This window comes from Nocardia testacea NBRC 100365, from assembly GCF_000308775.1.
GTDB classification, from domain to species: Bacteria; Actinomycetota; Actinomycetes; order Mycobacteriales; family Mycobacteriaceae; genus Nocardia; species Nocardia testacea.
The window spans coordinates 1-13390 of record NZ_BAGJ01000181.1 but is presented as its reverse complement, the minus strand read 5'-3'; the positions used below and the strand labels follow the sequence as shown (position 1 = coordinate 13390).

Genomic DNA, 13390 nt, shown 5'->3' with positions numbered 1-13390 from the left:
CAGGTGAGCCGAGGCGCTACCGAGCCGAACGACGGCAATACCCACGCCCGGGTCGACTCCTGGGTCTGGGCTGTCCGTCTGTTCAAAACTCGGTCGGCTGCCGCGGCTGCCTGTCGAGGTGGCCATGTGCGGGTGAACGGTGCGACGGCCAAACCCGCGCAGCCGGTACATCCGGGCGACGAGATCCGCATCCGGAACAACGGTGTCGAGCGGATCGTCATCGTGGAGCGGGTGATCACGAAACGGGTAGGTGCTCCGATCGCCGCCCAATGCCTGATCGACCGCAGTCCACCGCCGCCGCCCAGAGAAGTTCTCGCTGCCCTACCGCAACGAGACCGCGGCTCCGGACGCCCGACGAAGCGGGAACGCCGCGAAACCGACCGGCTGCTCGGCCGGACCGATCACTGACCCACTTCCCGGGGCCGTCGTCCATCTGCTCGCTCAACGGTAGATCCGATCTCTACCGCTCCGGCGCGTGGTCCAGGTGCTCGGGCCACGTCGGAGGTTCAGTGTTCGCGGGTACCGGCGGCGGGTCCGGGGAGTCGGTGGTACCCGTATATGCCCAGGGGCTGTCGGTCGAGCGGGGCGTCCCCATGACCGGGGTGGCGAAGACGGCGATGAAAGCCACCGGATCGGCTGCGGTGAGTTCGATGAGATGGGCCGCCGATGCCGAGATTCGGGCGAATCGCCGCGCCAACCGTCCCGCGTCGAGCGCCGAATCCCGATGTCCGACCGATGATTCCGGTGCGATGATCGCCGAACCGGTTGCGATATCGCCGGATACAGCGGCATCGACCACCGTGTCCTCGAAAACCTGCGCGGCATGGATCACTCCGCGAATGGTGCATCCGGTCTCCCGGATATCCCGCAGCGCGTTGTCGAGGTCGTGGCGGTCGGCGGTATCGCAGCGCACCACCACGATTCGCTCTTCGAACCCCTCCAGCAGCGGTGGTACCGGGCGCGGCGAACGCGTCGGCACCACCACGTCCCGGGCTCCCGCGGCGAGCAGACGGCGAACCATCACCGAGCCCAGGGCGCCCAGACCACCGCTGACGACATAGGTTCCGGCTCGATCGATCATCATCGGCGGATCGAGGGCGACGCGCCCGGCCATGAAGCGGATAGCCCTATTGGCATCGACCACCCGGGTCCATGCGATGATATCTGTGGGTGGGGGGTCATCGGCGAGCCGTATCGATGCCAGCGTTCCGGCACCCGTGACCTCCGCCCGCAAATCCTCCCCACCGGACAGCCGGCCGGGCCCGGCCATGGCCGGGTTCGCCGGAGCAGTCGGATCGCAATCATCGAAAGACGCTGCCGGGAAGTGTCTTCCGCTCCCGAGTTGCTCCGGCCGCCGCCCGGCCGGAGTGATCGCCCGGGCTCCCGGGGCCGATCGTTCCTCGATACCGTTGCGGCCGTTCGAATTCCCACCCTTCGTTGCCGTGCCCAGCGCTCGTGCCGCGTGGAACTGGGCGAGGCAGGTGAGGAAGGCGGTGCCCTCGTCCGCGCTGTCCGCGGCACCGTAGGTGGTGTGCGCGAAGCGCGGTATCGACCGGACGGCCGGCGCGAGCAAGGGCTCGGGTCCGACCTCGAGAACCATCGCCATCCCGTCGTCGGCTGCCCGCCGCAGTGCCGCGTCGAGTTCTACGCGGCCGGTGAGATTTTCGGCCCAGTACCGGGCGGACATATCGTCCGCGCCGACGACTGTGCCCGGATACGTGCTGGAGTAGAGCGGTAGCCGGGGGGCCGCGGACCGGACCGGGCCGAGATCGTCGAGGAACCGCGGTATCGCCTCGGTCATGTCCGGGCTGTGCGCGGGATGGTCGCGCGGGGTGCGGGCGGTGGCGATACCGCGCCGTTCGGCGCGGCGGATCACCACGTCCACATAGCGCGAAGTTCCGGTGACCAGCACCGAACGCGGCCCGTTGACCGCGGCTACGGTGACCTTCCCTGCCAAGGGTTGCACCAGGCGGATCACCTCGGACTCCGAGGTCAGCAGTTCGGCTGTCGTGCTCGAACCCGCCGCCCGGCCCACCGCGCGGCCACGCGCCACCACCACTTTCGCGGCTTCTGCGAGCGTGAGCACACCGGCGGTCACCGCCGCGGCGATTTCGCCGGGACCGTGGCCGACGGCGGCATCCGGCCGGACACCCCACGCGATCAGCAGTTCGGCGAGGGCCATCTGGTAGACGAACAGGGCGGGTTGGACGAATTCCGGATGTGCCGGCGGCCGGGCCGTATCCGCGCCCGGCACCGGAGCACCGGGCCGGCGAAAGCCGTATCGCGGAGTCCAGACCCGGGGGCCGCCGGCGGCGGCGACCGCGTCCCCGGCCGCGGTGACCGCGTCGGCGAAGGCCGGATAACGGCCGGCCAGCATCCGGCCCATTCGCTCGTGTTCTCCGCCGTCGCCCGGGAACAGGAAGAGCACTCCCTGGGGAGAACCGATCATCGTAGTGACACTGCGGAAAGCCGGATTGCCCGGCGGCCGTGGCGAGCGGATGGCCTCACGACTCGATTATGCCGGAGAGATTCGGCGATCCGGATTTCGAAACCGTTGGCGCCGTGCGGCTTCCGCCGGCAACGGTCCGGACCGATCGATCGATGAGGGTACCGGCACGGTGGGCGGCAGCGAACCATCCGGGCGCCGGCAGACCTCGGCGACCCGCTTCCGGTCTCCCACTGCTTCCCGGGCCGGGCCGGTACCGTTGCCGTGTGGCCGATTCCGTGGACGGACGTACCCCCACTCTCCCGACACTCCTGCGCTGCTGTGCCGCACTGGCGGCCACGCCGGCGCGGCTACTGCGTCCGCGGCGTGCCGATACCGATTTCCTGGCGACGTTGGACACCGCGCCGTTGCCGGCGGCCCGGGCGAGTGTGGATCTGACCGTGCTCGTACAGGGGCGGATGTCGGCGCCGACGACCATCGTCGCGGAGGGGGTGCGCAGTCTCGGTCATCTGCCCATGGCGATGGGTGCCTATATCGTCGAGCATCCGTCGGCGCGGTTCGTCGTGGACCCGGCGCTGTGTGCGCACGTGCACCGGCGGGTGCTGCCCGGCCTGCCCTTCCCGATTCCGTCCCTGGTGGCGCCGGACGAACCGGTGCTCGGATTGGCGGACGCCCTGGCCGCCCGCGATCTCGACCCCGTCGCCATCGATTTCGTACTGCCCACCCACCTGCACTGGGACCATATTTCCGGGGTGCTCGAACTACCGGATTCGGTGCCGATTCGGCTGCCGTCCGCGGAACTGGGCTGGGCGCTGGAGGGTCCCCACGCGCCGACCGGGGTGGTGCGGGGGCCGCTGCGGGGCCGGCCGCTGGAGCCGCTGGAACTCGACGGTCCACCGGTACTCACCTTCGCGCGCAGCCTGGATCTGTTCGGCGACGGTTCGGTACTGCTCGTGGACCTGGCCGGGCACACCCCGGGCAGTATCGGCGTCCTGCTGGCCACCGGTGACGGGCGCCGGGTACTGCTCGCCGGTGATTCGGTATGGAACCGGCTGCAGATCGAACTGATCCGGGAGAAGGCGCCCATGCCCGGGCAATTGTTCGACGCCGACCGCGATATCGCCTTCGAGACCATCCATCGGCTGCACGCGCTGCCCGACGGTATCGAGGTGGTCGCCGCACACGATTACAACGCCGTGACCGCGCTCGCGGCGCGCTGAACCCGGGCGCGCGGCCGGAGAGTGCGGGAAGCCAACCTTTCCCGGATGGCTTCCCGCGTTCCTGCGTCGGATCGAATCGCCATTGGTCCGACGAGGCGCAGGGGTTCCGTTGCGGTGGAACCGGCCCGATCAGGCCGAGGCGACGAAACCGGCCAGCCGCGCGCTGATCAGTTCCGCGGCCTCGCCGACCATGCGGCCGATGAGTTCGGCGCAGGTCGGGATGTCCTCGATAAGGCCCTGGCACAGGCCGACCGACCAGATACCGGCGTCGAGGTCGCCCTCTTCGAAAACGCGCCGGCCGCGGGCGCCGGACACCAGTTCGCGGACATCCTCGAACTTCCCGCCGGCCTTCTCGATCTCGACCACCTTGCGGCTCACCTCGTTGTCGGCGACCCGGGCGGTGTTGTGCATGGTGCGGAAGATCAGCTTGGTATCGCGCTCGGAGTTGGCGACGATCTGCTCCTTGACCTTCCGGTCGATGGAGGACTCCTCGGTGCACAGGAACCGGGTGCCCATGTTCACGCCGTCGGCGCCCAGCGCCAGCGCCGCGACCAGGCCGCGAGCATCGGCGATACCGCCGGAGGCGATGATCGGGATGGTCAGGGCGCGGGCCGCGGCGGGAATGAGCACCAGGCCCGGTACGTCGTCCTCGCCGGGATGTCCGGCGCATTCGAAGCCGTCGATGCTGACCGCGTCCACGCCGATCTTCTGGGCCTTGAGGGCGTGCCGGACGCTGGTGCACTTGTGCACCACCTTGATTCCGGCCTCGTGGTAGGTGGGCAGGAAGGGCTCGGGGTTGCTGCCGGCCGTCTCCACGATCTTGATGCCGCTGTCCACGATCGCCCGCGCGTACTCCTCGTACGGCGGCGGGTTGATCGAGGGCAGGATGGTCAGGTTCACACCGAACGGCTTGTCGGTGAGTTCGCGCGTCCGCTCGATCTCGCGCCGGAGGTCGTCGGGCGTGGGCTGGGTCAGTGCGGTGATGAAGCCGAGCCCACCGGCGTTGGCGACGGCTGCGACGAGTTCGGCCCGGCCGACCCACATCATCCCGCCCTGCACGATCGGATGTTCGATACCGAAGGTCTCGGTGAACCTGGTCCGCAGCATCGGTGCTCTCCTCTACTTTCGCGGATAGTCCGCGTCTGCTGCATGGTGCCACGCGGGTCAGCGCCCGATCAACCCCGGAAGTGAGTCGTGATTCGCATATGTGATGGGATCTCGCGTAGCTGGGTGACGTGCAGGGCAACGGGTATCACCCCAAATACGCGCTTCAACGAGCGCGAACTCTTTCCCTGGTCAGGTTCCTCGCGATTAACCGCTATTCGGGCCCGATTTCCTTGCCGGTGCTGATGTGAATTGTTATTCTGCCGACATGTTCACACTGCGTGTGGCGCCGGACACTCCGGTGGGACGCGCGGTACCGAGAGGAGTACGTGGGATGTCCACCGGTGCGCAGGCCCTCGCCGAGCCGATCAGATCGCGTCGCAACCACTGGAACAACCAGATCGCCACGCATGCGGTGATGCGGCCGGACGAGGTGGCGCTGCGTTTCCGCGGTGCCGACACCACGTGGCGGCAGCTGCACGAACGGTCGCAGAAATTCGCCGACGCGCTCGCGCGCCGGGGCATCGGATTCGGCGACCGGGTCCTCATCCTGGCCCTCAACTACCCCGAATACCTGGAGGCCGTGTTCGGGATCAACGCTCTGGGCGCGATCGCGGTGCCGGTGAACTTCCGCCTCACCCCGCCCGAGGTCGCCTATATCGTCGGCGACAGCGGCGCCAAGGCCGTGGTCACCGATACCGTGCTGCAGCCGCTGGCCACCGCCGTGCAGGGGCAGGCACCGAGCCTCGAGCACTGCTTCGTCATCGGCGGCGGCAGTGGTGACGGGGTCGTCGGCTTCGAGGACGCGATCGCCGAGACGGGGGATGCGCACACCCCGCTCGATATCGCCGAGGACACGCCGTGCCTCATCATGTACACCTCGGGCACCACCGGCAGCCCCAAGGGCGCCATTCTCTCCTACGGCAATATGAACTCCCAGGCGCTCACCTGTATCCGTGCACTGCAGTTGGAGCAGGAGTCGATCGGTTTCTGCACCTCGCCGCTGTTCCATATCGCCGGACTCGGCAGCCTCGCACCGGCTTTCCTGCTCGGCGCGAAGACGGTGCTGCATCCGCTGGGCGCCTTCAGCGCGACCGAGTTCCTCGACGCCGTGGAGGCCGAACAGGCCACCTCCGCGTTCTGCGTGCCCGCCCAGTGGCAGCTGATCTGCGACGAGCCGACCGTCAAGCAGCGCAAACTCGCCCTGCGGGCGCTGAGCTGGGGCGCCGCCCCCGCGTCGGACACGGTGCTGAAGGCGATGGCCGAGGCATTCCCCGACGCTTTCAATGTCGCGGTGTTCGGGCAGACCGAGATGTCGCCGATCACCTGTGTGCTCGAGGGCAAGGACGCCATCCGCAAACTCGGTTCGGTCGGTAAGGTCATCCCCACCATCCAGGCCCGTATCGTCGACGACGAGATGAACGATGTGGCGCCCGGCGAGGTCGGCGAGATCGTCTACCGCGGCCCCACCATGATGTCGGGGTACTGGAACAAGCCGGAGGCGACCGCGGACGCGTTCGCCGGCGGATGGTTCCACTCCGGCGATCTGGTCCGCCAGGACGACGAGGGCTTCATCTACGTCGTGGACCGGAAGAAGGACATGATCATCTCCGGCGGCGAGAACATCTACTGCGCCGAGGTGGAGAACGTGCTGTTCTCGCATCCGAAGATTCGCGAGGCCGCGGTGATCGGCAAAGCGCACGAGAAGTGGGGCGAGGTCCCGGTCGCGGTCGTCGCGCTCAACGATCCGGCCGACGATCTCACCCTCGCGGAACTGGAGTCGTTCCTCAACGAGAACCTGGCCCGCTACAAGCATCCGAAAGAGCTGGTGCTCGTGGCCGAACTGCCGCGCAACGCCAGCGGCAAGGTCGTGAAAGTCGAACTGCGCAAACTCGATTCGTAGGCAACGTTTCACGTGAAGCATTGCGCCGGATCGGTTCCGCCGATCCGGCGCGCACCTGCGCGGGTAGCCCCGGCGCGCCCGGTGGCCAGGACTTTCCCGGTCAGTGGTGCGTCCCGGGCGCGCATGGTCGATTATCTACGCCATGTCGGATCAACATGCTGCAGTCCTCGCCCTGCACTGGCAGGTGAACGTTATTCGGCCGGAGGGGTTCTTCGGCCCGATGCTGGCCGAACCGGTGGCCGCCAGCGGAGTGGTACAGCGGGCTGCCGACTTCCACAAACAGGCGGCCGAACTGGGCCTGCCGATCATCTGCACGCGATTCACCGTCCCGGAAGGGGAAGGGCGGCTGGTGCGCAATACCGGGTTCATGCAATCGGTCGGGGCCGCCCAGCACGAGTTCCGGCCGGACGCTCCGGGTAGCCGGCTGATCGACGAGATCGCCGGGCAGGCCGACCGGGTGGTCGACAACCAGAAACTGTCCGGCCTGGCCGGTAGCGATCTGCCACGCTGGCTGGCCGAACACGATATCGACACCCTGTTCCTGACCGGTGTGGCCACCAACCTCACCGTGGAGCAGACCGCACGCCACGGCACCGATCTCGGCTTCACCGTCTACACGGTCGCCGACTGCGTCGCCGCCGCCGACCCCCAGGTCCACACGGCCTCCCTGGCGAATATCGCGCTCGTCAGCGCCGGCCTCCGCACCACCGCGGACGCCTTCAACGATCTCGATTGACCCTCCGGCGCCGACGCTCGACCGGTTCCAGGGTGGCTGAACGTGGGCCTCGGCCGATCGGCGGCCATCGAGCACCGACAGTGCTGTAGACCTCCCGCCGAGGCCGGTCGGGGCGCACATCTGCATAGACCCTGCTGTGGCCGGGGTGCGTCCCGGTTCTCGAGCGTGCGCGGCCGGCGGCTCGGAGAGGCGACGATTGTGCATTGACAGTGCAGTGAGCCTCACCAGGCCGGTCGAGGTGCACGTCTGCGCAGACCCTTCTTCTACCCCGGATGGTCCGCGTTGATGGTCGGGGCCCGCCCCCGGTTCTGGAGCGACAGAGCGAAGGAGCGCAGCGACTGAGCGCTGGAGTGAAGAACCGGGGTCACAGGGCGCCGACCCGCGGCGCCGGAGGCGCCGCCATCAACACAGCTCAGATCATGTTCTTCTCGGTCATCCAGCGCATCACCTGCCAGCCGCAGAACACCGGAATCCAGCAGGTGAGCACTCGGTAGAGCAGTACCGAAGGCACCGCCACCGCGGCGGGCAGGCCGAATGCGGCCAGACCGCCGATCAGCGCGGCCTCGACCGCGCCGACACCACCCGGCGTCGGCGCGGCCGAGGCCAGGGTGCCGCCGATCATCGTCACGATGGTGACGGTGACGAAGGTCGTACCGCCGCCGAACGCCTGGACACTGGCGAACAGCGCGAGTGCCTGCCCGAGGGTCAGAGCCGCGCAGCCGAGCACGATGACCACGCAGCGTTTCGGGTCGCGGGCCAGCAGCGCCAGCTCGCCGACCACCTCCTGCACTTGTGGGAGCACCGAATTGTTCAGCCAGCGACGCAGTTTCGGCACGAACATGAAAGTGCCGACGATCCCCACCCCGACCCCCGCGATCAGATAGAGGATCGTCGGCGAGGGGACGAAATGCGACAGATCCGCCGAGGTCCCGGCGGCCACACTGAACAACACCAGCAACCCGATATGCGTGCAGACCTGCACGGCCTGCTGCAGCGCCACCGCCGCCGTGGCCCGCACCGCGCCGACTCCGCCCTTTTGCAGGAAGCGCACGCTCAGCGCCAGCCCGCCCACGCGCGCGGGAGTGGTGGTGGCGGCGAAGGTGTTCGCGATCTGCATGAGGACCAGCGGCCAGTACTTCACCACACTGGAGGCGCACGCCCACAGGGCCGCGGCGGTACCGAGGTAGGTCAGCGACGACAGTGCCAGGCCGGCCAGGGCCCACCACCAGTTGGCCTCTTTGAGCTGGGTGAAGAAGGTCGGTACCGCGCTGATGAACGGGTAGGCCACATAGACCAGGCCGATCAGCAGCACCAGCTGGATGAGGCTTTTGCGGTTGAACCGGGTGATCTGCTCGGCTTCGATGCGGTCCTCGCCGGTCTGGGTGCGGACCTCTTCCCGCGCGGCCGAGACCACCGATTTCCAGTCCGGAATGGATTTGCGGATCCCGCCGGGCATGGCGAATTTGGTGAGCCGGCGCGACGCGGTGAGTACGGTCTGCTCGCCGAGCACGTCGATCGCCGACCGCACCGCCGCCTCGGCGCCGAAGACCGCCGTCATCGAGACCAGCAGCTGGGCGATATCGGATTGCAGCTGCGCGTCGGAGGCGCACAGTTCCGCCGCGGTGAACCCGCCGAACAGCGCACCGTCGGGTCCTACCCGGATCTCGGCGGGCCGCAACTCGCCGTGCGCGATCCCGCGCTCGCGCAGAACCGTCAACGCCCGCCACACCGAATCCAGTGCCGCGGTATCGGCGGGGTCCTGTTCGATCGAACGCCCCGCCGGCAGCGTATGCGCGTACAGCATCCAGCCGCGCGGTAATCCGGCCACCGTGACCGGCCGGTGCGCGGCCAGGTCGAGTTCGGCCAGCGCGATCGCCATCAGCGCGCGATGCTCGACCGCGCGATGCATGGAACCGTGTAGCGGCGCGGTCTCGCTGGAGCGGAAGGTCAGCCAGCGCCACAGCTGGCGCAGCGCGCTCAGCGAACGCTGGTTCTTGCCGTACAGTTCGACCACCAGCGCCCGCTCGCGCTCCTCCACGGTGGCCGAGAGCAGCAGCGCGCCGGGTCCGGCCGGCCGCACGACGGTGAACCGGGTGACGGTGTAGCCTCGGCGGGCCAGCTGGCGTACCGCGGCATCCAGGGGCACCTCCAGTGCCGGGGTGCCCACCAGCAGTACGATCACGGCCCCGACCAGCCAGCCGACCACCAGGCCGAACATGGCGCGGGCCGGGACCACGGTGCTGACCACCAGGTGGATCGGCGCGAAGGCCAGCAGCAGGACCCACAACCACCGCCGCGGCCGCACCGGCAGCCACGGGCTGGAGACGGTGAGCACCGCGGCCAGCATGGCGATCCAGCGGGGGTCGTCCAGGAACTGCTGCAGGAAGGTTTTGTCGTCCAGATTCTCCGGGACCTGTAGGTGCCACTGCGGTGCCGACAACCCGCTGGGGGTGATGGACAGCAGCAGTACCGCGGTGAGCCCGGCGGTGGCGTATCCGGCGAGCAGTTTCCACTGCCGTCCGAACGCCAGCTCCACCAGGATCGCGAACGGCAGGATGAGGATGACGATCCCGTACAGCAGATAGACCAGGTTCGACTGGTCGGGGTTGAGGAATCCGACGATATTGGATACCGAACGTTCCAGCGCGAGCCATTCGGGCCGGGTGATCAGCGAACCGGCGATGACCACGGCCACACCGACGGCCGCGAAGACGACACGGAGAATATCGCTGGTCCGCCGCGTGAGCGGCTGGAGGAGACTGCCCGTGACCGGGATCTCCCGCCCATCGACTCGCATGTCGTATCGGTACTTTCGGATCGAGGTGACGCTGACGGGCCGGTCACGCCCACCAGCAGGTGAGTATGCAGGAGCCCGAGCCGGACGATACACACCAACACGCTGTCAGAATCCAGGGGTGAGTGGTGATCAACGCATCTGTTTCGTGGGAGATTCTTTCGTCGCCGGCGTGGGCGACCCGCAGGCTCTGGGCTGGACCGGCCGACTGACCGCGCACGCCCGGGCCGCCGGAGCGGCGTGGACCACATACAACCTCGGGGTGCGCGGGCACACCTCCGCCGATATCGTCGCGCGATGGTCGGCGGAATGCCTGGTGCGCCTGCCGGCGGGGACGGACGGACGGGTCGTGTTCTCCTTCGGGGTGAACGACACCGTGGTAGCCGAGGGGCGGCGCCTGGTCGAGGAGCGGAACTCGGTGACGAATCTGTCCGTGCTGCTCACCAGCGCGCAGGCGCAGGAGTGGCCGGTGCTGGTGGTGGGGCCGCCGCCGGTCGACGAGACCGGGCACAATCGGCGGATCGAGGAGTTGGATCGGCGTTTCGAGCAGACGTGTGCCGAGTTCGGCGTGCCGTACGCGGCGTCGTTCCGGCTGCTGGCCGCGGATACGGTCTGGCGGGAGCAGGTGCGGGCCGGTGACGGGGCACATCCCGCGGCGGAGGGATATGCCGCGTTCGCCGAGTGGCTGCTGCCCGCATGGCGCCGTTGGGTGGGTTACTGAGCGCTCTCGCGGATAAATAGGATAGAATTTCCGCAAATTACGTTCCCTCACCGGAAAATGTCCCAGACGGTGAGGCGTCCCGATCCGGCCACCGGGTGTCAGTTCGCCGATACGCCCGGCGCCGGAGCGCTCCGCATGACCGCGAAGACCTCCCCGAGCTCGGGCACCGACCGCTGCAGTTCGTCACCGAAATCGCATTCGCATTCCAGCTGGCTCAAGGTACCGACCAGAGTGAGCGCGGCCCGTGCGAACGGAGTGCAATCCGGTGGCAGGGTCAGCTCACGCATCACATTCGTCAACCGCAGAGCGGTGGTACGCAGCACCTGTTTGCGCAACCACGGGGTGGTGATCCGGAATCGAGGGTGCCGCACCGGCTCCGCGCAGGCCGACAGGGCAGCATCGAGTGCCACCGCGTCGAAGGCGCGCCCGGGCAGCGCGAACCCGTGTGCCCGCACCGCCGTCTCCACGGCCGCCGGGCCGCCGTTGAAGATCGCGTCGCACATCTCGACCACCAGCCGGGTGAAACCCGGATGCGGCCACGGCGCGCACGCGCCGAAATCCACCACCCCCAGCCGTCCGTCGGCGAGCAGCCGCAGATTGCCGGGATGCGGGTCGCAATACAGCAGCCCGTGCTCTTCCCAGCCGGTCAGCACGAACCGCATCATCAGCTCACCGACCCGGTCCCGCTGCTCCCGGCTCCCGGATTCGATCAGCCGGGTGGCCGGAATCCCGCCGAGCCATTCCGAGACCAGCACATCGCCGCGCTGCTCCAGCACCTCGGGCACCCGGAATTCGGTACTGGCGGCATACGTCCGGGCGAACGCCCGCTGGTTATCGGCCTCGGCGGCATAATCCAGTTCCGCCCGCACACTCTCGCAGAGTGCCTCGGTCACCGATTTCACATCCGCGCCCGGCAGGAACACCGAAGCCAGTGTGGATATCCGCCGCAACTGCACCAGGTCCGACTCCACCGCTGTCCGGGCGCCCGGATACATGACCTTCACCGCGACCGCGCGCCCGTCGTGCCAGACCCCGCGATGCACCTGGCCGATCGACGCGGCGGCTGCCCGTCGATCGTCGAACTCGCGGAACAGTTCCCGCCAGTCCGGCCCCAGATGCTCGGCCAATACCGCGTGCACGGTGGCGGGCAGCATCACCGGCGCCGAATCCTGTAGCCGGGCCAGCGCGACCTGATACGGGGCGGCTATATCGCGGGGCAGCGCCAGCTGGTAGATCGCCAGCAGCTGGCCGAGTTTGGCCGCGCACCCCTTCAGCTCACCCAGTACCTCGAACATGTGCTCGGCGGTCCGGGTCTGGATATCCCGGTTCACCTCGTGCGCCGGGCGGCCGAGCGCCCGGCGCCCCGCGCCGGCCGCCTGCCGGCCCGCGAACGCGACCGGTAGTGCTACGAGCTTGGCGCTGCGCAGCGCCCGGCGCACCGGTGGCGCGCCGGGATCACGTCGACTGCTCATACCTCATCCCCAGAAGCGATTCGCCTGTTCTCCTGTGCAGTCTGGCATATTTGCGCATAGACTGTCTGGGACGTATCAGCTGCCGAGAAAGGTGCATCCATGGGATCCCGCACGGTGGTCGCCGATGTCGCCGACGAACTGGCACGGCGGGTCGCCGCAGGGGAGTATCAGCCGGGTGAGCTGATGCCGTCGGTCCGTCAGGTCGCCGAAGAATTCGAAATGAACCGGGCCACCGCCCAGCTCACCCTCGGCAGGCTGGAATCCTACGGATTCGTCGAGGCACGGCGCGGTAAGGGTTTCACCATTCGTGAGGTCCGCGCGGTCGGCGGTCTGGACGTCTACCGCCACCTCTTCCGGTTCTCCATCCCGATGCCCGAGGTCGCGATAGAGATGTTCCGCGATATCGTCGAGGTCGAGCGCGGCATCGTGATGGACGCACTGCTCTCCTACACGGGCCTCGCCCACGGTGTAGCGGCCGCGGCCGGGGTCGACCTCGCCGAACTGAAGGCCGAGATCGACACCCTGGAAACGCTGGCGCGCCTGGACGTTCCCGACTACCGCCGCATCCTCGCCATCGAGATCGGCGTGGTACGCAAACTGCTGGTCGCCCTCGAATCGAGTATGCAGCGCGCCATCCTCAACTCCATCGGCGAAATGGTGCTCGAAGTCCCCGAGGCCGTCGACGCCTACTTCGCCGGGGCCGCGGATCTGCACGTCCTGGTGTGGCGGGCATTGATCGCGGTCTGGGAATCGGAATCCGGACCCACCCCCGCCCAGCTGGCACTGTTCGAGGACCTGTTCGGGATGTACCACAACAAGGTCATCGCCCGATTCGAAGAACTGCTCGGCGCCGAGGAAGAACCCGAAGAGGTCCACGCCGCCACCGCCTGAGCTGTGCTGTGTTTATTTGCGGCGCCTTCGGCGCCGCGGGGTCGAGGCCCCCGAAGGTCCCGCCGTTCAGGCCTCGAGACTTGCGCCTTCGGCGCGGGCGCTT

The 13390-nt window shown here is 68.3% G+C and carries 10 protein-coding genes; 6 read left to right on the top strand and 4 right to left on the bottom strand.

The features are described from left to right. Window positions 1–3 precede the first annotated feature (3 nt). On the top strand, window positions 4–408 hold the full coding sequence (locus tag ON38_RS25130) for an RNA-binding S4 domain-containing protein (protein ID WP_051165151.1): 405 nt from the start codon (window positions 4–6) through the stop codon (window positions 406–408). A gap of 52 nt (window positions 409–460) precedes the next feature. Here ON38_RS25130 and ON38_RS25125 read toward each other — a convergent pair whose 3' ends face one another. After that, window positions 461–2449, bottom strand: coding sequence for an acyltransferase domain-containing protein (locus tag ON38_RS25125; protein WP_083873073.1), 1989 nt, complete (start codon window positions 2447–2449; stop codon window positions 461–463). 263 nt (window positions 2450–2712) lie between these two features. On the opposite strand from ON38_RS25125, the gene ON38_RS25120 reads away from it, so the two are divergent. After that, entirely contained in the window at window positions 2713–3666 is a 954-nt protein-coding gene (locus ON38_RS25120) for an MBL fold metallo-hydrolase (RefSeq protein ID WP_245564192.1), read from the top strand. Window positions 3667–3795: 129 nt separating this feature from the next. On the opposite strand, the gene ON38_RS25115 is transcribed toward ON38_RS25120, so the two are convergent. Next, on the bottom strand, window positions 3796–4773 hold the full coding sequence (locus tag ON38_RS25115) for an NAD(P)H-dependent flavin oxidoreductase (RefSeq protein ID WP_039827469.1): 978 nt from the start codon (window positions 4771–4773) through the stop codon (window positions 3796–3798). Between the two features lie 331 nt (window positions 4774–5104). On the opposite strand from ON38_RS25115, the gene fadD5 reads away from it, so the two are divergent. After that, the gene (fadD5, locus tag ON38_RS25110) at window positions 5105–6673 is read left to right on the top strand and encodes a fatty-acid--CoA ligase FadD5 (protein ID WP_039827467.1); all 1569 of its coding nucleotides are present in this window, start codon (window positions 5105–5107) and stop codon (window positions 6671–6673) included. 142 nt (window positions 6674–6815) lie between these two features. Next, window positions 6816–7409 (top strand): cysteine hydrolase family protein, encoded by a 594-nt coding sequence (locus ON38_RS25105; RefSeq protein WP_039827465.1) that lies wholly within the window; start codon window positions 6816–6818, stop codon window positions 7407–7409. 412 nt (window positions 7410–7821) lie between these two features. Here the strand turns inward: ON38_RS25105 and ON38_RS25100 are convergent, their stop codons facing one another. After that, the gene (locus tag ON38_RS25100) at window positions 7822–10206 is read right to left on the bottom strand and encodes a lysylphosphatidylglycerol synthase transmembrane domain-containing protein (protein ID WP_039827463.1); all 2385 of its coding nucleotides are present in this window, start codon (window positions 10204–10206) and stop codon (window positions 7822–7824) included. Between the two features lie 118 nt (window positions 10207–10324). On the opposite strand from ON38_RS25100, the gene ON38_RS25095 reads away from it, so the two are divergent. Then, window positions 10325–10924: a GDSL-type esterase/lipase family protein gene (locus tag ON38_RS25095; RefSeq protein ID WP_039827461.1), complete on the top strand. Its 600-nt coding sequence runs from the start codon at window positions 10325–10327 to the stop codon at window positions 10922–10924. A gap of 98 nt (window positions 10925–11022) precedes the next feature. Here ON38_RS25095 and ON38_RS25090 read toward each other — a convergent pair whose 3' ends face one another. Beyond that, complete coding sequence (locus ON38_RS25090) at window positions 11023–12396, bottom strand: ABC1 kinase family protein (RefSeq protein WP_245564191.1); 1374 nt, start codon at window positions 12394–12396, stop codon at window positions 11023–11025. Window positions 12397–12495: 99 nt separating this feature from the next. Between ON38_RS25090 and ON38_RS25085 the strand changes: the two genes are divergently transcribed. Next, entirely contained in the window at window positions 12496–13287 is a 792-nt protein-coding gene (locus ON38_RS25085) for a winged helix-turn-helix domain-containing protein (RefSeq protein WP_039827460.1), read from the top strand. Window positions 13288–13390: the final 103 nt, after the last annotated feature.